This window comes from uncultured Ruegeria sp. (assembly GCF_947504215.1).
Lineage (GTDB): Bacteria > Pseudomonadota > Alphaproteobacteria > Rhodobacterales > Rhodobacteraceae > Ruegeria.
Window position 1 is genome coordinate 188,866 of sequence record NZ_CANNGO010000007.1, and the last position, 22,684, is coordinate 211,549.

Below are 22,684 nucleotides of genomic sequence, written 5' to 3' on the forward strand. Positions count from 1 at the left end.
GGCCCCCATGAGGGAGCCGCGCAGCATCAATTCAGAACCCTTCCTTGCCGGGGTACCAACTGGTTCCCGCAAGTGGCACGCGCGCCATCGCGGCCGCCTCCATTGTCAACGCGCACAGGTCTTCCGGTTCGAGGTTGTGCAAGTGATTATGTCCGCAGGCACGCGCGATGGTTTGTGCCTCCAGTGTCATCACCTTCAGGTAGTTGCGCAGCCTCCGCCCGGCCTCAACCGGGTCCAGACGCGCTGCCAGATCTGGATCCTGTGTGGTGATGCCAGCCGGATCCTGACCTTCGTGCCAGTCGTCATAAGCGCCGGTGGTTGTGCCCAGTTTTTGATATTCTGTTTCCCACTTCGGGTCGTTGTCGCCAAGGGCCACCAATGCGGCGGTCCCGATGGCCACTGCATCTGCACCCAAGGCTAACGCTTTGGCTACATCGGCTCCGGTACGAATACCGCCCGAAATCACCAACTGCACTTCACGATGCACCCCCAGATCCTGTAAGGCCTGAACGGCGGGGCGGATGCAAGAGAGCGTAGGCAATCCGACATGTTCGATGAAAACATCCTGTGTAGCAGCGGTACCGCCCTGCATCCCGTCCATCACCACCACATCAGCCCCTGCCTTCACCGCCAAAGCGGTGTCGTAATACGGCCGCGTGGCGCCAACCTTGACGTAGATTGGCACCTGCCAATCGGTGATTTCCCGCAGTTCGAGGATCTTAATCTCCAGATCGTCCGGACCAGTCCAATCCGGGTGGCGACAGGCCGAGCGCTGGTCAATGCCCTTGGGCAGGGTCCGCATGTCGGCGACACGGTCAGAGATTTTCTGACCCAGCAGCATGCCGCCGCCACCTGGCTTGGCACCTTGACCGACGACAATTTCGATCGCATCCGCCTTGCGCAGGTCATTTGGGTTCATGCCATACCGCGAGGGGAGATACTGATAGACCAGTTTGTTGGAATGGCCGCGCTCTTCTGGAGTCATGCCGCCGTCGCCGGTTGTGGTTGAGGTACCAGCGGCCGAGGCGCCCCGACCAAGCGCTTCTTTAGCGGGGCCAGACAAGGCACCAAAGCTCATACCGGCAATCGTGACAGGAATATCCAGCACGATCGGTTTTTTGGCAAAACGCGTGCCCAAAGTGACGGATGTATCGCAGCGCTCTCGATACCCCTCTAACGGGTAGCGGGAGACTGACGCGCCCAGAAATAGCAGGTCGTCAAAATGCGGCACCTTCCGTTTCGCCCCACCACCGCGGATATCATAAATGCCCGTAGCCGCAGCACGACGGATTTCTGCATTGATCGGGTTGGAAAATGTCGCCGACTGGATCGGCAGGGTGCGGGGGATTTGATCGTCCATATCTTTCATACCCTTCTTCCTCAGTAGGCGGCTGATTTGTCGACATCAAAATTATAAAGCTGACGAGCTGAGCCATAGCGCTTGAACTCTTCAGGTTTGGCATCAGAGCCTGCGCGATCCAACAGGTCCTTCAAAATCTCATAATGCTCGGGCCGCAATTCCTTTTCGATGCAATCCGCGCCCAGACTTTTGACCGAACCCCTGACAAATAGGCGGGCTTCGTACAGTGAATCTCCCAAAGCGTCACCCGCATCGCCGCACACAACCAGATTTCCGGCCTGCGCCATGAAGGCAGACATGTGCCCGATATCGCCGTGAACGACGATGTCGATGCCCTTCATCGAAATACCGCAGCGCGAGCTTGCATTCCCCTTAATCACCAGCAACCCACCGTGGCCCGTAGCCCCGGCATATTGGCTGGCATCGCCATCAATGATCACCTGACCGGACATCATGTTTTCGGCGACGCCGGGCCCTACTGATCCTTCGACCTTTATGGTCGCCTGCTGGTTCATGCCTGCACAATAGTAGCCAGTGGACCCTTTGACAGTCACCTCAATCGGCGCGTCCAGCCCGACTGCGATGGCGTGGCTTCCCTTGGGGTTTATCACTTGCCAATTTGTCTGGTTTGTCTCGCCGCTCTGCTTTTGCAGAGTCGAATTCAGGCCCCGCAGCCCTTCTGATTCAAGGTCATAGGTCTGCATTTCAGGCCGCCTTCTCTTGGGATGTAGGGCTGTCATTATGGGACCAGAAATAGACCGTCGCCGGTTCGGGTTCCCAAACACGTGCATCTTCGATACCGGGCAAATTCACCAACGCGCGATACTCGCTGCCAAAGGCTACGTATTGATCTGTCTCAGCCATAACTGCCGGCTTGCAGGCAATCGGATCGCGAACAACGCCAAAGCCATCTTTGGTGCCCACAACAAAGGTGAAAAAACCGTCCAGATCATCCAGGCTCGATTGCAGTGCTTCACCCAAAGTGGCGCCGTTCATCATTTTCCATGTCAGATAGGCAGCACCGACCTCGGTGTCGTTCTCGGTCTGGATGGTCACACCCTCTCGGCGCAACTTGCGACGCAAAGAGTTATGGTTGGACAGCGACCCGTTATGAACCAGACACTGGTCTGATCCTGTGTTGAACGGATGCGCACCCATTGTTGTCACGGCGGACTCTGTCGCCATGCGAGTGTGCCCGATCCCATGAGTTCCGGTCATGCCGCTCAGGTTGAAGCGGTCTGCAACATCTTTGGGCAGGCCTACCTCTTTGTAGATCTCGAGATTCTCGCCCCGGCTCATAATGCGCACAGAAGGCCGAATTTCGGCCAGGATGGAGCGTGCGGCTTCAAATTGCCCGGCGGGGATGTCCAACACCGTATGCGTGTCGTTATCCGTCTGCGTCACTGCCACGCCCAGGCCTTTGCCCAGCTCTTCGGCTAACCCGACAAAGTCACTATCGGCGTTGGGGGATTGGACCGTGATCTTGGTTTTTCCAATGGAATCTTCACCATAGATGGCAATTCCGGCGCTGTCTGGTCCCCGATCTGTCATCGTGATCAGCATGTCTGTAAGCATATTGCCCAGTTGGGGCGCAAGAGACTGGTCTTTGAGGAATAATCCAACAATTCCGCACATGGCTGGCAGATCTCCTTGTGTGTTTCGTTATGATTCGACGCTACCAACAAAATCGGGGGACATCAATAATCATAGGAAAATAATTTTCCTGAGAGGCAATGGGCGGAATGTCGATTTTCCGCCCATTGCTGGTTTTCAAATCGAGGTCAGTATCGCTCTAACTGCGCCTTCACCTTCTCTTCGTCGCCAGTGTGGCGCGCCTTTTCGAGGTGCTCGGCTTCCCGGACAAACTGGATGCGATGCCAGCCGATCCAAAAGATCACACCGATGATGACCATCAGAACCTCGTAACCCTGAAAGGGATAGATTGGTCCAACTTCGGCCAGGTCAACGGCCCAGTCTGAATATCCATTCGTAGACATAGTGTTCTCCCTCACTTCGCCGCCACGCCACGGGCTGCAAGTTCTTGTTTGTCAGCCTCGATAATTGCTGCTTTGGCGTCCTCGTAGGCATGATGTTCAGCATAATCGAGGCCCTGCAGTTCGACTTCTTCAGGGATGCGCAGAACGCCCGCTGCGGCCTGCATCTTTGCCACGATCCAACCAGGCAGGAAGCCCAGAACGAAGAACATGATGATTGCGCCCGTGATCTGGCCGATCGGATTGATTGCTGCATAGCCTTCATACGGCGAAGACGGCACGCCCCACAGGACAAAGCCAGAAATCACCAATCCGACTACCCCTGCATAACCATGCACCGCAACAGCTCCAACCGCGTCGTCCAGTTTGAACCGGCGTTCGACCCAATAGTGCAGTTTGTACACAATCACGACACCAATTGCAGCAATGATCATCGCCTGAATCGGGTGGTACAGATCATTTCCTGCCGAAGCGGTGATAATGCCAGCAAGTCCACCAGAGAAGGTCCAGAACGCATCACCTTTCGAGATCACATAAGCCGCCATCAACCCGCCAGACAGCGACATCAGGAAGTTGAAAGTGATCGCCGACAGCGTCGTGGGTGCCAGATAGATGTTGGTCGCAGTCCAGGTCGCTCCGGTAATTTGACCGTCGATTACTTCGGGCGAAATTACAGGGACGTTACATGCGGCGTAAAAGCCCCAGAACCCGGTGTAAATCAGAAAAATTCCGATGGTCAACAGCCATGGATTGTGGGGGGGGATATCACGGGGCGTGCCATCCTTGGCGAATTTGCCCAAGCGTGGACCAAGCACCATTATGACGCCCAACGCGTACCCACCTGCAATCGCGTGAATAACTCCCGATGCATAAGCATCGTGATATCCCAGTACGCGCACCATCCAGCCGCCATAATGCCAACCCCAAGCCGCATCGATGATCCAAAAAACCGATCCAATCAGAACTGCGTGCACCCAAAGGGCCGAAGATCTGATCCGCTCGATCACAGATCCCGAAACAATCGAGGCAGCGGTCCATGAGAACAGCAGGAATGCGGCCCAGAAAACACCCGTGATTCTATCACCCAGATTTGTGGCCATCGTATCGGCCCAAGGCAAATTCGCAGCCCCTGCTTCAGTGTCCAGACCACCCCAGAACGGAAAGTTCGGAAAGGCCCAGTAGATCCACCATCCGAACAAGAAGAACGTGACCGTCACCAACGGAATGATCATGATGTTTTTCATCAATGTGTGCATATGGTTACGAGCACGGCTGGCGCCGACTTCGTACATGCAAAAGCCCACATGGATGAGGAACATGAAAACGACCGTTACCCAGTAATAGAACTCGGTAAACACGGTCGTGAGCGCGTTTAGATTACCATCCACTTCTCAGTCTCCCTATTGTTGCAGCAGAAGGCATCTCTGCGGACACTTTCCTGCTGGGAAATATTATCCACTCAGGGGACAATTTCATTGATCACCTGTCAATAGATATGTGGGGCAAACATCTTTTAGAGTGGTGTCGCATCGGTGTTCCAGAGGGTTGAATTTAGCCGTAACCCCTTGCTAAGTAACAGATTTCAAGTTCGCGACACTTCCTTATCAGGGTACAAAATTTGAAGGCAAATATTCCCATCAGGAAAAAAATCTGCACTGAGGTGTTGATTTTCGATCTGACATCGGCCTCAATATGGCCAACAAAAAGCAACCAACGGGAGACCTGAACCATGGCCATTCTTTGGAGGACGTCGGCCCTTGCGCAGCGCCACGCCGAAATCGGCGGTGAGCTTGAAGACTGGAATGGAATGGGGACCGCATGGTTCTACGACGACAGCCCGGAACGTGCCAAAGCCGATTACGAAGCCATCCGCACCAAAGCCGGTCTGATGGATGTCTCGGGCCTGAAAAAGGTTCATGTCGTGGGCGAAGATGCGGCCTATGTCATTGACCGAGTCACCACGCGTAATGTGGAAAAGATCATGCCGGGTCGGTCGACCTATGCGTCAATCCTGAATGCCGAAGGCAAGTTTGTTGATGACTGCATCATTTATCGCCTGTCGGTGAACACGTGGCTTGTGGTGCACGGCACAGGAACGGGCATGGAGCAGTTGACATCGGTGGCGGCAGGCAAGAACTGCTCGATCATTTTTGACGACGACATGCATGACATGTCGCTGCAGGGACCAGTGGCCGTTGATTTCCTGGCCAAACACATTCCCGGTATTCGCGATCTGGCGTATTTCGGAATCATGCAGACCAAACTCTATGGCTGCCCGGTTATGATATCGCGGACCGGTTACACCGGTGAGCGCGGGTATGAGATCTTCTGCCAAGCTAAACACGCGGTGCATCTGTGGGATAGCATTCTGGCCGAGGGTAAAGATATGGGCATCGTCCCGGTCCAATTCTCGACGCTCGATCTGCTGCGCACCGAAAGCTACCTGCTCTTCTATCCGGGCGACAATTCGGAAACCTACCCGTTCGACGGCGAAACCTGCGGCGATACGCTGTGGGAGCTGGGCCTGGAATTCACCGTTTCACCCGGGAAAACCGGCTTTATCGGGGCCGAGAACCACTATGCCTCGCAAGGCAAGGAGCGGTTCAAGATCTATGGCGTTAAGCTTGACGGCACTACGCCGGCGGGTGAAGGCGCGGACCTGCTTCAAAACGGCGAAAAGGTCGGCGTCGTGACCTTCGGCATGTATTCCGAAATCAACGGGCACAATGTCGGCATCGCGCGGATGCCGGTCGCCTGTGCTTCACCCGGCACCAAGCTGACAGTGCGCAACGGTGATGGGACAGAAATAGCAGCGACTGCGGAAGAGATGCCGTTCTACGATCAGGACAAATCGATCAGAACCGCAAAGGGCTGAGTTTCAGGGGGCGCGACGGACATACCGTGGCGCCCTTCTCCTATTTGAGGGCACAATGTCAAAGTTCGAATTTCCCAAGTCAATCGCAAGCCGCCCGGTCTGGGGCACGCTAGAGGTTCGCCAGGGCGAACATCATCTCATGATCGCCGAGGCCGAAGGGGCCGAAGCCATTCTTGCCATCGCAACACCCGACCTGATGGCCAAAACCCATCTGATCTACATTCCCAAGGGAACGGATTACGTTGAGCGACTGCGAGCACTGAATCCCGCGCAGTTCTACGAAGGTCCGTCCTATGAGGCCTCGCTGCAGCGCATTCGCCGTGTGTTGGAAGACGCGCATATGGGGTTGCAGGTTTATCTGACCGGCTCTGAGGGTATGATGGGGCAGGCCATGAACGAGGTGATGGCTGTTGGCCTGCCGCACACCGCAATCCAGACCGAACACCGCGGTTCAGTCGCGCGCCGTATGCAATGCGTGCACTGCAAGGGCATTACCGAAGACGTCGAGATTGACCCCTATGTCTGCGCGCATTGCGGATTGAACCTGTTCGTACGCGATCACTATTCCCGCCGCCTTGCCGCCTATCAAGGGGTTCGTGTCGACGCCGAAGATCATGGTAACGTGCCCGAGCCGAAGGGGATTTACGAATGAGCGGTGCCGAGAAAATTCAGGTCAAAGTGACCGAAATCACCCCGCTGAACGAGTTGGTGACGCGGTTCCGGTTCGAACGCATCGACGGAGGCCAGTTGCCAACCTTTTCGGGTGGCGCGCATACGGTTGTTGAAATGCGGGATGGAGGCATCACGCGGCTTAATCCCTATTCGCTGATGTCGGATCCGTTTGATCAGTCATCCTATACGATCTCGGTTCGGCGCGATGACGAGGGCAGGGGTGGTTCACTGTTCATGCACCGCCAAGTCAAGCTGGGTGATGAGATGACCATCAGCTATCCGGTCAACTTGTTTTCACTGGACCTGCGCGCCCGCAAGCACCTGTTTCTGGCCGGTGGCATCGGGATCACCCCGTTTCTGGCTCAGATCAAACAACTTGAACTGCTGCACGGACATTGGGAGCTGCACTATGCCTGCCGCAATCACGCGCTGGCGTCTTATGCGGACCAACTGACCGACCGGCATCCCAATGAGACGCATCTGTACTACGACGACCAGAACCAGCAGATTGATCTGGAGAACCTGCTGAGCGGGCAACCTCTGGGCACGCATGTCTATGTCTGCGGCCCCAAGGGCATGATCGACTGGGTGCGCAACGCGGCCGCCGCTGAAGGCTGGCCGGAAGATTGCGTGCATTACGAAGAGTTTCTGGCCCCACAGCCCGGCAAGCCGTTCGAAGTGCGGCTGGCAGCCTCAGACAAAGTCGTTCATGTCGGCGAGAACGAAAGCCTTCTGGAAGCCATCGAACGAGAAGGTGTCGATGCGCCCTATCTGTGCCGCGGAGGGGCTTGCGGTCAGTGTGAAACCGTTGTGCTGGATCACGACGGCAACTTTGTGCACCGCGATCACTGGCTGACCGACGAAGAAAAGGCATCGGGCAAGAAAATCATGCCCTGCGTATCGCGTTTCGAGGGCAAGTCCCTCGTGCTGGACCGCTGAGAGGAGGCCCAACATGACCATTCAATTCAACGACGAGTCCTTCCGCGACGACTATACGTTCCACAACTCGGACTGGGCGATCAAACGCTTTCCGTTCCCATTTCACGAAGACAGCTACATGTATTCGGTCAACATGGAACAACATCGGGGCGGGCCTGAAGGCTCTGTCTACGAAATGCGGTTCGATGTGGACGAGCACTACGTCTCAGAGATGAAAGACCGCGCAATGGTTCTGGATCAGGACCCGCTGCGCTGTCAGTCGTTGCCGCATATGACATTGGCCGGCTGGGACTTGCTGGAACTGATCATGGTTAGCAAGTCCGAGGATTACCCGGACTTGTTTGAGCTGCACCGCAACGGCAATCAGTGGCGCTGGATCAACAAGCCATTGGGCATCGATCACAGCTTTACCTTCATGGATGAAACCACGCTGCCTTATGGCCCGATGGAGTACATCACCCGGCAGGCGCAAGGTGATTTCGCCGTGCTGGATCAGCGCGACGAGATGCTGTGGATGGACGCCGGCATGGTAACCACACAGGCCGACTGGAGCCTGGATTTCGACATTGGAATGAACTTTTTCGAATGGCATGCGCCAGTTCCGAAAGCCCATGAAATGGGTATTTTCCAGCGGGCCCTGAAGTTCTTGCTGAACATCCAGCAGGGCGCCCCCGCGCGGCGTTTGAACTGGACCATGACCGTAAACCCGCTGCTGGATACCAGCCCGGAAAACTACCACAAGTGGGGCATCCAAAAGACCACGCTGACGCCCGAAAACATCGCCCACAAGCAGCATCTGCGGGTCGAGTTGCAAACCTTCTTCCGACTGCCGCGCTCCAATGCGCTGGTGTTCCCGATCCGCTGCTATCTGTGCAGTTTTCAGGATCTGATGACGGTGCCGAAATGGGGTCGCCGCCTGCACCGGGTTATTCGTGACCTGCCCGAAGAACTGGCCACATACAAAGGGTTCATTGATAACAGGCCGATGATGCTGGATTACCTCAGCCGGTTTGACGACGGGCTTCCGACCTCACCCGGAATCTGGCCGGATCTGGAAACAGAACCGCCACTGGCGAAGTAGCGGGTGTCATGGCTAGTGTTGAAACTCTGGACAAGGCCCTCTGGAGCGTAGCAGAGGACGACTCTGCTATGTATGACGCGCTTGCTCTGGTGCGGGCGTCTTTTCACTATATGAACGCACGCATCAACCCACCATCATCAATCCACCATCTGACGGTGGAAGGGATGCAAGAGCATTGCCGGGATGGTGGGGAAATCTGGGCTGTCGGCCGACCGTTATTTGGGTGCATGTTCCTGAAACCCAGAGGCGAGAGCCTGTATTTGAGCAAGCTTGCAGTGCAAGACGGGATGCGTGGACAAGGCGTTGGCCGGGCCCTGGTCGATCATGCAGAAAGTCGGGCGCTTTCCCTTGGGCTTCCAGCATTGGAGTTGGAAACACGCGTGGAGCTGACCGAGAACCACCGGGTATTTTCAAGGTTTGGGTTTACGATCGTAGCTACGGGTACGCACGCCGGATTTGATCAACCCACGGAGTTTGTTTTACGCAAGCCTATCAGTTTGCCTGCGGATAACTGATCACAGAGATGTAGCGCGCGGGCAAACTAACCAACCGTTCCGGCCCGTGCGGTGCATCGGCGTCAAAAAACAGCGTATCGCCAGGCCTGAGTGGATAAATCTGATCCCCGTGGCGATAATCAACCTCGCCTTCCAACATATAGATCGTTTCGATACCGCCATGTTGGAACGTCGGGAAAACGTCGGACTCGGCTGTCAACGTGATCAAGTAGGGTTCGACGATCACTCCAGATCCATTGGCACCGATATGGCCCAACAGGTTGTATTGGTGGTTGGCACGCGTGCCCTCGCGTTCCAGTTCCACACCCTCACCGGCTTTTGTGTGAACGGCTTCCCTGCGTTCTTCGAACTGCCGAAAAAAGCTTGTCAGCGGCACCGACAAGGCATCGGCTAGCAATTGCAGTGTGGTTAACGACGGCGACGTATTGCCGTTTTCGATCTTTGACAGCATACCAATCGACAATCCGGTCAGTTGGGCCAAATCCGCGACGGTGATGTTTTGCTGCTTACGAAAGGCACGTACTTCGCGACCGATGGCAACTTCGAGTACTTTTTCACGTTCGCCTGTCCGAACGGAATGAGGGTCCTGCGTCAGATTTGCCACCACTTCTGTATCGCGTTTTTTCAATTTCATAGGTCCAATGCATTGCTACACGTGTCCGAACTGGTTCTGCAAGCAGGTGCAAGGCATTCCCCTTGCCAATTCGATTTATCTTAGCACCAGTTTTTCCTGATAGTAAAATAATCATGCTGACAGACAAATTATCGGAGCTTGGATTCCTGGCTGTCGGCTAGCTAGCTGACCGTGGTCTTCAAGTTGCTGACTGCAACAAACGAGAGAGACACGACACAGTCGGCATAGGCTTGATCAGCTCGGTTGCCGGTCTTGTAGCCTGACGTCGTCAAACCGACCGGCTCAACCCGTTCGCTGTTTATAGTAGGTGTCTTTGTGAACGATCAGCCCGTCGCGGTAGGTCAGGATATCTACACTCAAAAACTCTTCCTTGGATCCATCTTTATGCGTGGCCGTGCGCCGATACTCGCAGTACGCCTTGTTGCCCGCCAGAGCGCAATCCAGCGTCTCCCAATGCACATTCTCGACTTTCTCAAAAAGTCCCGCGAACACGCTGCGGATTGTCTCGGCGCCCTCAAATCGCACACCGTGCGGTTCTGTGCCGACCGCGTGATCGAAAGTCGCATCATCGGCGAAATGCTTCATTACAGCGTCGATGTCATTTGCGTTGAAAGCGTCGCCCACGGAGTCAACGAGGTCTCGGGTCAGAGCAGTCATAGGTTTGGTCCTTTTCCCTGAAGCATGTGACAGGCATAACTAAAGAACGGGCTTGTCGGATCGACGAGCACGTTCAATTCGTCGAAATGATCGACATCGGGCACCGTATAAAGGCCAACGGATCGCTTCGCGCCCCCATAGGCCTGCACATACATACATGCCTGACGGTGAAATTCATCCGTCTCGGCGCCGCCGACCACAACCAGCTGTGGTGCGTTGGTGACCGGTGGATGGTTGACCATCGGGCTCTCAGCCTCAGCCTCGGCCGGGTCCATCCGAATGCCCGCATTCAGGGCTTCGGTCAGGCGCACAGGTTCCAGGTAACTGAGGGGTGAGACAGGGATGCCCGCCTTGATCAGGTCGCTTGGCAAATCCGCCCCAAAGGCAGGCCAATCGGTCGCCATCATCATCTGGGTGATATGGCCCCCCGCAGAATGCCCCATCACGGTTATGCGGTGGCGGTTGATCCCCAGGTCGCTTGCGTTCTGCCAGATAAACGCCATCGCCTCACGTGCTTCTTGCGATATCCGTGTGATTGTGACGGAAGGACACAGATCATAGCCCACGATAACGACATTGACATCGGCGGCGGCGAATGGCGTTGCAATGAAGCTGTAGATGGATTTGTCGCCGCGTTGCCAATACCCGCCATGAAAATAGACCAGTGTCGGGGCCGACGCGTTGCCACAACGGAACACATCCAGTTTCTGGTTGGCACCATCGCCGTAGCGTATGTCCAGGCTGCAATCGAGCATGTTGCGCGCGGCTTCACTATCGGCACTCCACCCCGGAATGACCGTCTCTTCATAATCCGGCCGACCGGCGCGCAGGTTGTATTGCTCATCGAACTCAGCAGGCGTGAACCGGGTGTGATAAGTCAGATGATCGCTCATCCCAAAGCCTCCGGTTGTGACGCGCTGAAAAAGCTGCCGCGGCAATAGACAAGAGGTGGAACAGGCGTATGTATGTAGCTTGTGACGCGGCCCAAAAGGATTTCGTGATCACCCGCATCCATGCGGCCGTGCACCTTACAATCCAGATGCGCCGAAACGCCCGGCAGGATCGGGGCCGCATGACCTGTGGCCCAGTCGGTGTCGGTAAACCGGTTCTCCACATCGCTGGCGAAATGCAGTGCCAGCATCTGTTGATCCGCGGACAGGATGTTCACTGCAAAGTGGTTGGACCCTGTCAGGGTTGGGAACACGCGACCGGATTTCGCAACACAGACTGAAATCACCGGCGGCTCGAGTGACACCGACGTAAAGGAATTGGCGGTCAGGCCCCAGGGCTGATGATCAGTATCAAAGGCTGTCACGATGGTGACACCCGTCGGAAAAGACCCAAGCGCGCGCCGATAGTCGCGGATATCCATTAGACCACTCCTTCACTTGCGCAGGCTTTTTCCAAGGCTGCCCACTCATCCGGATTCGTTCCGAAATGGCGCATTACATGATCCTGATAGGAAGGGCGTTCCACCAATCGCTGGTACCACGCATACACGTTTGGTAGCGCAGGGCGTTCAACGCCCACGTTGAAGTAGCGAAAAGCAATGCAGCCAAGAGGGATGTCACCCATGGTAAATGCGTCACCACACACAAACGGCTGGTTGGCCAGATGCCCGTCCAGAATGGTCAGAGCCTCGTGCGCCTGATCACGCAGTTCGGCGATTTTTGCGATATCTCGCTGATCGGGTTGCGTGCGCACAGTGGCAAAGAAGAGGTAAATCACGGGCGAGAACGCACGGCTCGCCGACCACTCCATCCATTGATCAGCAAGCGCACGGGTCCGGAGGTCGGACGGGCTGAGCGTGCCAGCACCATAACGGTCACACAGGTAGCGCACGATCGAGAGGCTCTCCCACAAAGGAAAGTCGCCATCGCGGATCGCGGGGATCATGCGATTGGGATTGAGTTTCGCATAGGCCTCGGTATCTAGTTTGCCAAAGCTCCCGCCGGCCAATTGAAGGGTGTAGTCCAACCCCAGTTCGTTTGCGGTCCAGATCACCGGGATCACGTTGGACGAATACGGGCGTCCCCAGATTTCAAGCATGTTGCAGCACCCGTTTTTCTGCGATCGACTGTGTGCCGAACTTCGGCACGACATGCTCGAACAGACGGCCCCAGCTTGCGAGGATCTTCTCGTAGGGCACGCCGGTGTACTGCTGCATCAACATCAGATGATCAAGGCCGATGGTCTCCTGCTTCTCGGCAAAACGCTCTGCCACATAGGCTGCATCGCCAACCACGATGATCCCACGCTTGTTAAGGAAGTCGAACCAGTCCATCGCCTCATCCTCGGGTGTCATCTCTTCACCGACATCAAGATAGCCATGTTTGGTCCATTCTCCTGCTGGGCGCGAGCCACCGAGGAATTCATAATAGGCATTTATGGCGGGACGGATCGTTTCAACTGCTTCGTCCATGCTCTCTCCCACATAGAATGCTGTGCATACGCCCACACCCTCACCCAGTTTCACGTCGCGCCCTTCGCGCTGTGACAAGGCTTCGCGGTAAGGCTCCCAGCAAGCGAGTGTGCGTTTGGGCCCAGAGGACATGGAAATCACGCCCCAGCCTTTCTCTCCAGCAAGTTTGAAGGTGGGTGGCGCGTTGGACATCAACCAAACTGGCGGGTGGCCGCTCTGATAGGGTCGCGGATGCAAATACATCGCTTTGTATTCGCCATCGTCCGTGTGATAGAGCGGATCAAGCGGTTCAAAAAAGCGGTTGGTCTCTGTCCAGCCGGGGACCGGAAACTGATAGAATTCGCCCTTGTGAGTAAACGCTTCATTCGTCCAGGCCTTCAGAATAACCTCAAGGCTTTCCTGATACAGACGCATCACCTTGTCATTGTCCCGGCGATCCGCATCCTTGTTGAACTGCAGGGTCGCGCGTTCGTTTATGCCCTTCGCTACGCCAAAATCCACGCGGCCGAGGGTCATGTTGTCCAGCATCGCCACATCTTCCGCCACGCGCAGCGGATGCCAGTCGGGTAAAACAATCGGCGCCGTCCCTACCCGCAGCTTTTTGCAATGCGCCGCAACATGGGTGCACATCTGGATCGGATTGGGCGGGGCATTCATATAGCCGTTATGGGCAAAGTGATGTTCGGTGAACCATGCGGTCGTAAACCCGGCCTGCTCGGCCAGTGCGCATTGTTCGATGATCATTTCGAGTGTGCGAGTCCAGGGAATCGTCTCTCCGGGGCTGAAATTCGCGATCAAATCAAAGCGCATGACGTCCTCCCAAACAGTCGCGGTTGGTTGAATATTTCCTCATTTTTAAACTAGATTGAATTTTGCTCGAAAAATCAACCTGAATCTTCTATATCGACAATATGGATACAGACCTTTCGCAGACGGATGCCGGGCAGCTTGGCAGCGAAATCCGGGAAGTGCGCAAAGCACGCGGGCTTACACTGAATGATCTTTCGGCCGCTGTGTCATGTTCCACGGCCTACCTCAGTCGGATCGAGCTTGGCTCGGCGAAGGTATCATCAGATCTTTTGCAAGAAATCAGTGCGGCCCTTTCGGTTGACCCCAACTGGTTCTTTCCCAAACAATCGGGAAACGGTCCACTCGAGCGAAAGCACGTCGTCCGCAGCGAAAACCGTCGGGCATTGTCGGGGATGTATACACGGACCGCCGAAGAACTCGGCTTCGAAGATGAACTGCTTTCAAGCACATTGTCAGGTCAATGCTATCTGATCCTGTCTCGTTTTCGCCCAGGCGCAGGCACACCACCTGACCCCCTGGAGGGCTACACATTCGAGGGCGAGCAACATGCAATTGTTTTGACCGGAGAAGTCGAACTGCGCCTTGGCGAAGAGATCATAGTCCTGCGCGAAGGCGACAGCTTTTCCTACCCTTCCATGATCGCGCATCGGTTTCGAAACCGTACCAAGAAGGAGGCGACAATGGTTTGGGCGATGTCGCCAATCAGGATCAGCTGGTGAGGAATTCAGAATTCTAACGCGACTCAAAACGGATCGGCGCGGTCAACACGCACGCAGGACTCAGGTTAGCCCAAGCGTGAAGTTTGCGATACACCTGACCAATAGGCCCAGCTTGGCTTTTCAGGCATCCGATTGAGATAAGAATCACCTGATTCAAAGGCTGCTAATGCTTGGCGACACTGGCATGAGATACGTTCCGGGCGATCCAACGGAAAGAACTAAGCACAAAAGCAAGATGCAATCTGACGTTGAATCGCGTCACCCCCAAGCACAAGTTAAGAAAGAGCGGCAACTGTGGTCAGAATCCGCCTCAAACATGTCCATAAATGGGGGGAAATAAGGCAATTTTAAGTACTTCCCCAGCGGCCTTGACTGAACTTCCAGTAAACAGCTACGTGATTAACAAATCATGAGGGTTGCTTCAGTTTTTTGAAATTCCTCTCAGTGAAATGAAGAACAATAATCTAGAGTTTGAGGGTAGGAAAATGTTTAATCAGGTCCTGAAAAATGCTTCTGGTGCGTTGATGTTTTCCGTTGCGACCATGGCAAATGCTGAAACTGTTCAGTTGAACAGTTTGGATGGTGGAATGACGCTAACCGGAGAGCTTATTGACTTCGATGGTGCCAACTACGAGCTCCGAACAGTGGTAGGTACAATTTCAGTCGACGCCTTCAAAGTCGAATGCATCGGCGAGGCTTGCCCCGACCGGAACGAAGGTCCGGTGGAATATGGTATTTCTGGCTCTTCTCGCTTGGTGGACGTTCTTTTTGCCGATCTCACCGTGCAATTCGGAGAGGAAATCGGCGGCGCCGCATTACGTTCTCAGGAAGAAGGCGTCGATAAACTTCTGCTTCGCAACGAACTAGGCGAGTTTTTGGCCGAAGTCTCCTTGATGGGTGGTGATTCCACCGACGGTATTAAGCAGCTGGTCGATGGAAACTCAGCACTGGCTGTGGCCACACGCCCTGCTCAACCCGACGAGCTTGCGAGCGCATCGCAGGCCGGGCTTGGGGATATGACCACAACTGAAAACCAGAAGATTTTTGCGCTGGATGGCTTGGTTGTCATTACATCACAAAGTAACCCTTTGCGGGCAATCGCCGAGCAGGATCTAGCGCGGATATTCTCCGGAGCCATTTCAAATTGGAACCAGATTGGTGGGCCCGATGCCCCGATCCAGCTATACATGCGCGCGCCTGACAGCGGAACTGGGTTGGTTTTCAGTGACCTGATCATGAATCCCGCCGGGGCAACTTACTCGAACGAGATGAGCCTCTTTGAAACAGACACAGAATTGGCAGCGGCGGTTGCTGCTGATCCACTTGGTATAGGGATTACCAGCCTAGCAAGTGCCGATGAAGCCAAGGTTCTCGCAATTCGCGGTGTTTGTGGCATCCAGGTTCCTGCGACCCCATTCACCATCAAAACAGAAGAATACCCGCTAAGCCGGCGCTTGTATGCTTATACCGGCGACACGGTGCCAGCACAGTTGAGCCGTTTCATGCAATTCCTCGAAAGCGAAAAAGCGCAAGAGACAATTGATGCTTCGGGGTTTGTGTCGCTTGGTGAATCCCTGCAAGGCCCGAATGAACAGGGGTTACGGTATCTTGGCGCAGTTATGCCAACTGATGCAGAGGTCACTCTGAAGCAGTTGCGGGAAATGTCGGCTGAGCTGTCCGGTGCCGATCGTAGCTCAATCACCTTTCGTTTTGCCTTCGGATCTTCCCGTCTGGATTCCCGTGCACAGGACGACATAACGCGTCTTGCTTCTTTGCTTGCCAAGGAAGAAACCACAAACAAGGAGCTTCTGCTGATCGGATACACGGACTCTGTAGGAGCGGGTAAATCCAATCGTTCGCTCAGCCAGCAGCGTGCCAAACAGGTCAACGACGCTTTGTTGCAAGCAGCGCCTGCCAACAGCCTGGATGGGTTGACGATCCGCACGCTGGGCTATGGTGAGATCTCGCCGCTAAGCTGCAATGACACCGAGAATGGCCGCCGGATCAATCGCCGTGTGGAAGTTTGGCTACGGGACATCGTCGCGACATCCCAATAGCGAGGCACCAACTCAGCTTCGAAACAGGGATACACCGGTCAGTGACCAAGACGATAATTCAATGGAGTAACGTAGTATGAGAATGCTCGCAATTTTGGCCAATGTTTTCCTACTGCACCTGTCAGGGACGGCTGTCGCACAGGAAGAGCCGTATAACACCGCTGTAGAAAGTTGGTTAAACGGCAGCGAGGCCGAAGGCCTGCAGGGTCTGTCGGAAGCGGCCAGTCAGGGGAACAGTTCGGCGCAGATGATCCTCGGTCAGATTGATCGCGACACGGTACCGGGTGGGTTTTCCGACTATTTGATTGACCATCCGGGACGCGACCAACTTCTGCGCGCGCCGGATCCCGACAAGGGAACCGTAAACTGGTTGCTTGCTCTGAGCGACCCTGCCCTGAAAGCAAACGGTGAGGCCGTCTTTGGGTATCGGGTTGGTCGCCAGCCGATAAACAACGCGATAGCGTTGCAATCTCATGGTGAGGTTGAAGGTGCTGAGTATGTATTGTGGAATACACTGAACAACGGCCGTTTTGACTTGATCAATTCCATGCCTGCAGAAAACTACGGCCTGTCCGAAGCTGGTTTTCTCAAGTGGATCGAAGCCTATATGGCGCGGGAAAACAAGGCAATCACGATGCGCGCCTTTGTGGAAGAGGCCAATCCCAAGCGGGTCTCAGGGTTGTTGGGTCTGAAACGGCTGGCGCGGCTGCTGAATCTCAATCAGCATTTTTCCGACGAAGCAAACCAGTTCACGACGGTTATGCTTGGCCGCGGCTCGGATTTGCCGGAAAGTGTCAATTTGGTTCGCTTGAACGAAAACATTTCCCGCATCAGTGAAACCGATAGTTACCTGAATATTGTCAAGCGCTACTGTGAGTCATGTGAAGGAGACACCGTTGACTACGATTGCGTGGTGCAGGCTTTGGAAATTGCAGGAGGCTATAAGACTTTGATGTCGATCCGTACCCCTGTTGAGACCTCGATTGATCAGGCCACATTCATGAATTCTAAACGCCCGGTCGAAATCTTCTCGCAGTTGGTGAACAATATGCGCCGCTATTACTCTCGCGACATTCGGTCATCCTGTATCGCCGCCAATCTAAAAGCCAAACTGTAGCAGGCCGCTGAAACGACGAGGCTTGTTCGGGTCATCATATGTTCGCAGACACCGGGAACCTTTGCCTGATCAACTCATCCGTGCAATGGTTCCGGATCCGGTAAATTAGGAGTTAAACGTTCGTATGTCCTGACATCTCTACGCTGACCAACTTGGATTCAACAAAGTGTCTTCTGGAAATCATGGTTTGAACAGATTCGCTTAAAGATTGTGTTTAACAGAGAAGCTTTCTTGTGATCGGAATTTGAGTAATTCCTGATGCGATAAAGGATGAAAAACGGACGGGACGAGGCATGGGCAACGTAATGAAACTTGTAACCACTGGTCATGAAGATACAGGTCAGATGACCGGAGCCTCTTCAGCGGATGACCTCCCTGCAGGTACCGAGCTGTTGCATGGCCAGTATAAGATTGATCACTATCTGAACAGCGGCGGCTTCGGTATCACTTATCTGGCCTCTGACAGCCTCAACCGCAAGGTGGTGATCAAAGAGTGCTTTCCGGCCATGTTCGCCCGCCGGCAAAACGTGTTGGTGCAGGCACGTGTTCAAAAGCACAAGGAAGATCTTCGCCAGATTGTACGGCATTTCATCCAAGAGGCGCAGCGCCTTGCAAGTATGGATCATCCCAATATCGTTGGCGTACACCAAGTCTTTGAGGACAACGACACTGCCTATATGGCGTTAGATTTCATCGAAGGCCCGGATCTTCTAGACGCAATCGAAGACACCGACACACGGCTGGACGAAGCCGACGTTATGTCGATCCTACGACAAATTCTGGATGCGGTAGCATATATGCACAAGCAGGGGATGCTGCATCGGGACATCTCGCCAGACAACATCCTGATCGGACCGGACAAGATACCTGTCTTGATTGATTTCGGTGCCGCACGTGAGCAGGCCAGAAAAACAAACCGTGTTCTGTCCGCCCTGCGCGCAGTCAAGGACGGCTATTCACCACAGGAATTTTACGTAACTGACGGCGTTCAGGGACCGTTTAGCGACCTCTATGCCTTGGCGGCATCATTCTATCATGTGATCACCGGAGAGCGTGCACCAGATAGCCAGACCCGGGTCTCTGCGATTGCCGAGCGGAAGCCCGATCCCTGCAAACTTCTTCAGGGGCGCTTTGACAAATATGATGACGTTTTTCTCGAGGCGCTCGACAAGGCCATGTCGGCCATGCCAAAGGATCGTTTTCAAACCGCTGATGAATGGCTTGAGGCGATAGACCACTTGGCTGAACCCCCAGCGGTAGAGCAAGATGTTAAGGTTGCTGTCTCTTCATCCGGGGGAAACAAGCGTGTTGCGATAGGCGGCGGACTGCTTGCTCTTGGAGTTGTCGGCGCCGTAGTCGGGGTTCTGGCCAGCGGAGTGTTTTCGTCAGCCCCCGAACCACAGATCACACAACAGGACATATTGGCTGCTGAAGCCGAAGCCCGGGCCCAAGCTGAGGTCGAAGCAGCGGCAGCGGCAGAAGCAATAGCAGATGCCACTGCGCGCGCCGCAGAAGCCGAAGCGCGTCTGGCCCAAGCAGAAGCGCGCGCGCAGGCAGAGACCACGGCACGCGCCCAGGCCGAAGCGGCCGCCCAGGCGGCGGCCCAAGCAGAAGCAGAAGCCCGCGCCACAGCGGCAACCGAAGCCGAAGCCCGTGCGCAGGCAGAGGCCGAAGCGGCCGCTCAGGCGGCGGCCCAAGCCGAAGCAGAAGCCCGCGCCAAAGCGGCGGTCGAAGCACAAGCACGTGCGCAAGCCGAAGTGGAGGCCGCGTCTAAAGCGGCGGCAGAGGCGCAAGCCCGAGCGCAGGCAGAGGTCGAAGCGGCCGCAAAGGCGGCGGCAGAGGCTGAGGCTGAAGCCCGCCTACAAGCTGAGCTCGAAGCGGCCGCCAAAGTGGAAGCCGAAAGCATAGCTCAGGCGAATGTCGAAGCCGAAGTTGATACAACCACACAACCCCTTCAGGATTTAGAACCAACCTCGATAGAATCGGAATGGAAGGTTCTTCTGCCTTTCGTGGCATCAGCGGACAATCCCGATACCGTGGAATACGTAACCGCCGAGGCCCCGGCATGGGTTTACGCGGGGCTACGTGTTGACGCGGTCAATGGGACCAAAATCAATGACCTAAATTCCATTAGTTACATTCTGCTTCAATCAGGGGCTACCCCTTCGCAGGAAGGCACCTTGGGTGTTACCTTGGGGCTTTCTAATCCGCGAGACGGTGTCGAAGTGCGGGAAGTTACCCTGGGTGTCGTACAAGACACGATCTTATCGAACGGTGTTATGTTTCAATCCCAACATGCCGAAAACGGTAAGTGGGTTACCAGCGTGGTTCACGTCCCAGATGATGTCGGCCCGGGCACAACTCTGAAACCAGATGATCAGCTAACAGCCTATTTTCCAACAGATGAGAGTATCGATGGACAAGACACGATTGCCGATCTTTTGCGAGCAGGATCGCGTGACGGTCAGACGGACTTCAAGTTCACTGTCAGAAGAGGTGCTTCTTTGTGGCTGGCGGATCTACACTACGAAGGTACTAACTAGGTAGTGGATGCGCGCCAGCCGGTACGGTCTCCACATCTGCTTCGCCTCCTATGCAGCGGTTTCCAAGCGAAACAACATCAGCGTTCGGACTGTCGAGCGTCATATCTCGATATTAGTGGAGTTTGGATTTCTCCGATGCGCAATGCAATTGCGCACCTTAGGCACCCCGAGACCAGATTTGTCAGTTGAATGGGGTCTGCAGTCGCTGTGCTGACAAAAGCATTAGCAAACGACGATGCCACCAAAGATCACTTCTAAGTTTTGCGACAGATCTGACCAAGCCCAGTCGGCTTCGCAAAGACGGGTTTCTTTCGACCTAGCTTAATCAGAGGATCCAGACCTTTGTCCTTCGTCGACCTCAACCCGCCAATCAGGTACATCGTTGATCAACATTAATGCAGCACGACGCAGCGTGGCGCGTATTCTCTCGACAACTGGCCCGTCCAAACCACAATCCGCTAAGGCAGCATCAAAGGTTTCAAGCCAAAGCTCTGCATCCGCTTCCCGAATGGGCACATGCGCATGAATCTCGCGCAGGTCCATGTGGCCGAACCGTTCGCGGTAATAGGCGCGGCCGCCCAGAAACCCGCTGAGAAATTCAAACTGTGCCTGTCTGGTATGATTTAGCCCGTGACCGCGAAAATGAAGCCTATGCAAAGACTGCACCGCCGGGTCAGTCTCCATCCGATCATAAAATCGCTCGACAAGAACCCGCAGTTGGCCTTCGCCGCCCAGTTGTTCCAAAGCTGATGACATATCCAGCTTCTCCAAGTCTTTACCGTCAATTATGTTGCATAACAGGAAAATAAGTTTATCAACAGTGACATGTTGGCGCGACTGATATCATTGATTGGCAACAGGTTGATCGGTTCGAAACTACCATGTGCGATGACCGCATGAGCGCTCTTTTACTTGGGTTGCTGGCAGCATTGTGCTGGGGAATTCACGATCTGTCGGTCCGATATATCAGCCAGTCCGTCAGCGTCATTGCATCGCTCATGGCCGTTTTGGTTTTCGGTGCGTTTCTGCAGTTCGCTCTGGTAGCAGCTTGGGGTGACTTCGGCCCAATGTCCGGCGTTGCGGTCTCTTTTGCGATCGCAACGGGTGGGTTTTATCTTCTGGCCGGCCTAAGCATGTATGCCGCGTTTCAGCGTGGACCGGTACGTTTGGTAGCTCCGCTTGTTGCAAGCTACCCGGTCTTGTCGGTCACGCTTGCAATATGGCGCGGATCGACGGTCAGTGTCTGGCATTGGCTAGCCGTGATTGCGATCGGTGTCGGTGTGTCCATCGTCGCCGCGCAGTCCGACGACACAGACACGACCTACCCAGCGCCCGGCCCGACGATTGCCCTGTCATTGCTTGCCGCAGTCGGGTTTGCTGCGGCTTTTGCCGTGGGTCAATATGCAACAGAGATCAGCGATGAATATACCGTGTCACTAATCGGGCGATTGACGGCAATCCTTGCGCTGGCAGCAATCGCATTCTTTTCTGGCAAGTCGATCTGGCCCGGGGTGCAGGCGTTGCCTCTGCTATGTTTGATGGGCCTGTTAGACGCGGTCGCCATTCTCAGTGTTGTAGCTGCCGGTGGATTGCCAAATGCCCAGTACGCTTCTGTCGCAGCCTCGGTTTTTGGCTTACTTACCGTCGTTCTTGCATGGGCGGTTCTGAAGGAAAACATGGCTCCACGCCAATGGCTTGGGTGTGGCGTCGCTTTTGCGGGAATTGGCTATCTCGCGATGTGAGCATCGCATCTGCATATCACTTTCCCATGTGTTTGGTGGGCCGAAATCGCACTGTTTAACAAGAACTCAATCTCACCCGGACGCACTGGTCCGACACCATGCCATGCTCCGGGACGAATGAGATCCTTGTACGATTGTAGCTGCCGCCGAATACTCCGCACATTTATATGCACCGGTGCGTCCGGAAGCAAAAGAACGGCAAACACATCGGCAGCAGCGTCAAGCTCTTTCATGTTGGCGTAGCAGTCCTCAATTGCCATGCCCTGCCCCCAAACCTGCTGATCTACAGGCATTCCCAGACGCGTTGCGCACAGCACCAAAGCGCGGGATCGGATAGCATTGGATTTTGAAGACCCAATCGAAACGATCACCATGCGTGTGTTGCGGCCTGCAATATGCCAATACCGTGATACCGCAGGATGAGAAAACATGCTGCCGCCAGTGAATTGGGCGGCGGCAGCGGCACTCACGCCGTTAGTCCTTCGGGTTCTGGTAGTTTGTTTGCGCGGCATGCTGCGGTTAGTGTGTTGGCGAGGAGGCATGCGAT

23 protein-coding genes are annotated in these 22,684 nt (G+C 55.0%); 10 read left to right on the plus strand and 13 right to left on the minus strand.

Annotation, left to right across the window (positions count from 1 at the left end):
- Positions 1-31: 31 nt before the first annotated feature.
- The 5 genes from Q1B21_RS14440 to Q1B21_RS14460 form a co-directional block, all read right to left on the minus strand.
- Positions 32-1,360 (minus strand): FMN-binding glutamate synthase family protein, encoded by a 1,329-nt coding sequence (locus Q1B21_RS14440; protein ID WP_299080552.1) that lies wholly within the window; start codon positions 1,358-1,360, stop codon positions 32-34.
- A gap of 20 nt (positions 1,361-1,380) precedes the next feature.
- Positions 1,381-2,064 (minus strand): protein GlxC, encoded by a 684-nt coding sequence (locus Q1B21_RS14445; RefSeq protein ID WP_299890363.1) that lies wholly within the window; start codon positions 2,062-2,064, stop codon positions 1,381-1,383.
- Position 2,065: 1 nt separating this feature from the next.
- Positions 2,066-2,995, minus strand: a complete 930-nt coding sequence (locus tag Q1B21_RS14450) for a glutamine amidotransferase family protein (protein WP_298935166.1) — start codon at positions 2,993-2,995, stop codon at positions 2,066-2,068.
- Positions 2,996-3,141: 146 nt separating this feature from the next.
- The gene (locus Q1B21_RS14455) at positions 3,142-3,357 is read right to left on the minus strand and encodes a hypothetical protein (protein WP_298935167.1); all 216 of its coding nucleotides are present in this window, start codon (positions 3,355-3,357) and stop codon (positions 3,142-3,144) included.
- Between the two features lie 11 nt (positions 3,358-3,368).
- On the minus strand, positions 3,369-4,742 hold the full coding sequence (locus tag Q1B21_RS14460) for an ammonium transporter (protein ID WP_298935168.1): 1,374 nt from the start codon (positions 4,740-4,742) through the stop codon (positions 3,369-3,371).
- A gap of 341 nt (positions 4,743-5,083) precedes the next feature.
- Here Q1B21_RS14460 and Q1B21_RS14465 point away from each other — a divergent pair, with 341 nt between their 5' ends.
- Genes Q1B21_RS14465 through Q1B21_RS14485 form a run of 5 tightly spaced genes read left to right on the plus strand, consistent with a single transcriptional unit; the run spans position 5,084 to position 9,436 of the window.
- The gene (locus tag Q1B21_RS14465; RefSeq protein WP_299890366.1) at positions 5,084-6,229 is read left to right on the plus strand and encodes an aminomethyltransferase family protein; all 1,146 of its coding nucleotides are present in this window, start codon (positions 5,084-5,086) and stop codon (positions 6,227-6,229) included.
- A 55-nt stretch (positions 6,230-6,284) separates the two neighbouring features.
- Positions 6,285-6,881, plus strand: a complete 597-nt coding sequence (locus Q1B21_RS14470) for a dimethylamine monooxygenase subunit DmmA family protein (protein WP_299890368.1) — start codon at positions 6,285-6,287, stop codon at positions 6,879-6,881.
- On the plus strand, positions 6,878-7,840 hold the full coding sequence (locus Q1B21_RS14475) for a PDR/VanB family oxidoreductase (protein WP_299890370.1): 963 nt from the start codon (positions 6,878-6,880) through the stop codon (positions 7,838-7,840). The genes Q1B21_RS14470 and Q1B21_RS14475 overlap by 4 nt, the downstream gene beginning before the upstream one ends.
- 13 nt (positions 7,841-7,853) lie before the next feature.
- On the plus strand, positions 7,854-8,921 hold the full coding sequence (locus tag Q1B21_RS14480; protein WP_299890372.1) for a DUF3445 domain-containing protein: 1,068 nt from the start codon (positions 7,854-7,856) through the stop codon (positions 8,919-8,921).
- 8 nt (positions 8,922-8,929) lie between these two features.
- Complete coding sequence (locus Q1B21_RS14485) at positions 8,930-9,436, plus strand: N-acetyltransferase (protein WP_299890374.1); 507 nt, start codon at positions 8,930-8,932, stop codon at positions 9,434-9,436.
- Here Q1B21_RS14485 and Q1B21_RS14490 read toward each other — a convergent pair.
- From Q1B21_RS14490 to Q1B21_RS14515, 6 genes are all read right to left on the minus strand, one after another.
- Complete coding sequence (locus Q1B21_RS14490; protein WP_299080511.1) at positions 9,414-10,070, minus strand: XRE family transcriptional regulator; 657 nt, start codon at positions 10,068-10,070, stop codon at positions 9,414-9,416. The genes Q1B21_RS14485 and Q1B21_RS14490 overlap by 23 nt on opposite strands.
- A gap of 282 nt (positions 10,071-10,352) precedes the next feature.
- Positions 10,353-10,727 carry a nuclear transport factor 2 family protein gene (locus Q1B21_RS14495; RefSeq protein WP_299080513.1) on the minus strand — a complete coding sequence of 125 codons (375 nt, stop codon included), beginning with the start codon at positions 10,725-10,727 and terminating at the stop codon, positions 10,353-10,355.
- Positions 10,724-11,620: an alpha/beta hydrolase gene (locus Q1B21_RS14500; protein WP_299890377.1), complete on the minus strand. Its 897-nt coding sequence runs from the start codon at positions 11,618-11,620 to the stop codon at positions 10,724-10,726. The genes Q1B21_RS14495 and Q1B21_RS14500 overlap by 4 nt, the downstream gene beginning before the upstream one ends.
- A complete protein-coding gene (locus Q1B21_RS14505) occupies positions 11,617-12,099 on the minus strand; it encodes a flavin reductase family protein (RefSeq protein ID WP_299890379.1) in 483 nt (160 codons plus the stop codon). The genes Q1B21_RS14500 and Q1B21_RS14505 overlap by 4 nt, the downstream gene beginning before the upstream one ends.
- Positions 12,099-12,776, minus strand: a complete 678-nt coding sequence (locus Q1B21_RS14510) for a glutathione S-transferase family protein (protein ID WP_299890381.1) — start codon at positions 12,774-12,776, stop codon at positions 12,099-12,101. The genes Q1B21_RS14505 and Q1B21_RS14510 overlap by 1 nt, the downstream gene beginning before the upstream one ends.
- Complete coding sequence (locus Q1B21_RS14515) at positions 12,769-13,959, minus strand: LLM class flavin-dependent oxidoreductase (RefSeq protein WP_299890383.1); 1,191 nt, start codon at positions 13,957-13,959, stop codon at positions 12,769-12,771. Before Q1B21_RS14515 ends, Q1B21_RS14510 begins: the two co-directional genes overlap by 8 nt.
- Before the next feature lie 101 nt (positions 13,960-14,060).
- Here Q1B21_RS14515 and Q1B21_RS14520 point away from each other — a divergent pair, with 101 nt between their 5' ends.
- From Q1B21_RS14520 to Q1B21_RS14535, 4 genes are all read left to right on the plus strand, one after another.
- Positions 14,061-14,678 (plus strand): helix-turn-helix domain-containing protein, encoded by a 618-nt coding sequence (locus Q1B21_RS14520; protein WP_299890386.1) that lies wholly within the window; start codon positions 14,061-14,063, stop codon positions 14,676-14,678.
- Positions 14,679-15,163: 485 nt separating this feature from the next.
- Positions 15,164-16,735 (plus strand): phosphate ABC transporter substrate-binding/OmpA family protein, encoded by a 1,572-nt coding sequence (locus Q1B21_RS14525; protein ID WP_299890388.1) that lies wholly within the window; start codon positions 15,164-15,166, stop codon positions 16,733-16,735.
- A 76-nt stretch (positions 16,736-16,811) separates the two neighbouring features.
- Complete coding sequence (locus Q1B21_RS14530) at positions 16,812-17,852, plus strand: hypothetical protein (RefSeq protein ID WP_299890390.1); 1,041 nt, start codon at positions 16,812-16,814, stop codon at positions 17,850-17,852.
- A 305-nt stretch (positions 17,853-18,157) separates the two neighbouring features.
- Positions 18,158-20,395 carry a serine/threonine-protein kinase gene (locus tag Q1B21_RS14535; RefSeq protein ID WP_299890392.1) on the plus strand — a complete coding sequence of 746 codons (2,238 nt, stop codon included), beginning with the start codon at positions 18,158-18,160 and terminating at the stop codon, positions 20,393-20,395.
- A 321-nt stretch (positions 20,396-20,716) separates the two neighbouring features.
- Here the strand turns inward: Q1B21_RS14535 and Q1B21_RS14540 are convergent, their stop codons facing one another.
- Positions 20,717-21,151, minus strand: coding sequence for a group II truncated hemoglobin (locus tag Q1B21_RS14540; RefSeq protein WP_299890394.1), 435 nt, complete (start codon positions 21,149-21,151; stop codon positions 20,717-20,719).
- Between the two features lie 140 nt (positions 21,152-21,291).
- On the opposite strand from Q1B21_RS14540, the gene Q1B21_RS14545 reads away from it, so the two are divergent.
- Entirely contained in the window at positions 21,292-22,137 is an 846-nt protein-coding gene (locus Q1B21_RS14545) for an EamA family transporter (RefSeq protein ID WP_299890396.1), read from the plus strand.
- Here Q1B21_RS14545 and Q1B21_RS14550 read toward each other — a convergent pair.
- Positions 22,122-22,607: a hypothetical protein gene (locus Q1B21_RS14550; RefSeq protein WP_299890398.1), complete on the minus strand. Its 486-nt coding sequence runs from the start codon at positions 22,605-22,607 to the stop codon at positions 22,122-22,124. The genes Q1B21_RS14545 and Q1B21_RS14550 overlap by 16 nt on opposite strands.
- Positions 22,608-22,684 lie beyond the last annotated feature (77 nt).

Excerpts from the sequence above, each read along its gene's own strand:
- Q1B21_RS14515 (WP_299890383.1), bottom strand. The coding sequence starts at position 13,959 with ATGCGCTTTGATTTGATCGCGAATTTCAGCCCCGGAGAGACGATTCCC.
- Q1B21_RS14480 (WP_299890372.1), top strand. The coding sequence starts at position 7,854 with ATGACCATTCAATTCAACGACGAGTCCTTCCGCGACGACTATACGTTC.
- Q1B21_RS14525 (WP_299890388.1), top strand. The coding sequence starts at position 15,164 with ATGTTTAATCAGGTCCTGAAAAATGCTTCTGGTGCGTTGATGTTTTCC.
- Q1B21_RS14465 (WP_299890366.1), top strand. The coding sequence starts at position 5,084 with ATGGCCATTCTTTGGAGGACGTCGGCCCTTGCGCAGCGCCACGCCGAA.
- Q1B21_RS14490 (WP_299080511.1), bottom strand. The coding sequence starts at position 10,070 with ATGAAATTGAAAAAACGCGATACAGAAGTGGTGGCAAATCTGACGCAG.
- Q1B21_RS14450 (WP_298935166.1), bottom strand. The coding sequence starts at position 2,995 with ATGTGCGGAATTGTTGGATTATTCCTCAAAGACCAGTCTCTTGCGCCC.
- Q1B21_RS14530 (WP_299890390.1), top strand. The coding sequence starts at position 16,812 with ATGAGAATGCTCGCAATTTTGGCCAATGTTTTCCTACTGCACCTGTCA.
- Q1B21_RS14445 (WP_299890363.1), bottom strand. The coding sequence starts at position 2,064 with ATGCAGACCTATGACCTTGAATCAGAAGGGCTGCGGGGCCTGAATTCG.
- Q1B21_RS14440 (WP_299080552.1), bottom strand. The coding sequence starts at position 1,360 with ATGGACGATCAAATCCCCCGCACCCTGCCGATCCAGTCGGCGACATTT.
- Q1B21_RS14485 (WP_299890374.1), top strand. The coding sequence starts at position 8,930 with ATGGCTAGTGTTGAAACTCTGGACAAGGCCCTCTGGAGCGTAGCAGAG.
- Q1B21_RS14455 (WP_298935167.1), bottom strand. The coding sequence starts at position 3,357 with ATGTCTACGAATGGATATTCAGACTGGGCCGTTGACCTGGCCGAAGTT.
- Q1B21_RS14545 (WP_299890396.1), top strand. The coding sequence starts at position 21,292 with ATGAGCGCTCTTTTACTTGGGTTGCTGGCAGCATTGTGCTGGGGAATT.
- Q1B21_RS14495 (WP_299080513.1), bottom strand. The coding sequence starts at position 10,727 with ATGACTGCTCTGACCCGAGACCTCGTTGACTCCGTGGGCGACGCTTTC.
- Q1B21_RS14500 (WP_299890377.1), bottom strand. The coding sequence starts at position 11,620 with ATGAGCGATCATCTGACTTATCACACCCGGTTCACGCCTGCTGAGTTC.
- Q1B21_RS14505 (WP_299890379.1), bottom strand. The coding sequence starts at position 12,099 with ATGGATATCCGCGACTATCGGCGCGCGCTTGGGTCTTTTCCGACGGGT.
- Q1B21_RS14540 (WP_299890394.1), bottom strand. The coding sequence starts at position 21,151 with ATGTCATCAGCTTTGGAACAACTGGGCGGCGAAGGCCAACTGCGGGTT.
- Q1B21_RS14475 (WP_299890370.1), top strand. The coding sequence starts at position 6,878 with ATGAGCGGTGCCGAGAAAATTCAGGTCAAAGTGACCGAAATCACCCCG.
- Q1B21_RS14510 (WP_299890381.1), bottom strand. The coding sequence starts at position 12,776 with ATGCTTGAAATCTGGGGACGCCCGTATTCGTCCAACGTGATCCCGGTG.
- Q1B21_RS14520 (WP_299890386.1), top strand. The coding sequence starts at position 14,061 with ATGGATACAGACCTTTCGCAGACGGATGCCGGGCAGCTTGGCAGCGAA.
- Q1B21_RS14470 (WP_299890368.1), top strand. The coding sequence starts at position 6,285 with ATGTCAAAGTTCGAATTTCCCAAGTCAATCGCAAGCCGCCCGGTCTGG.
- Q1B21_RS14535 (WP_299890392.1), top strand. The coding sequence starts at position 18,158 with ATGAAACTTGTAACCACTGGTCATGAAGATACAGGTCAGATGACCGGA.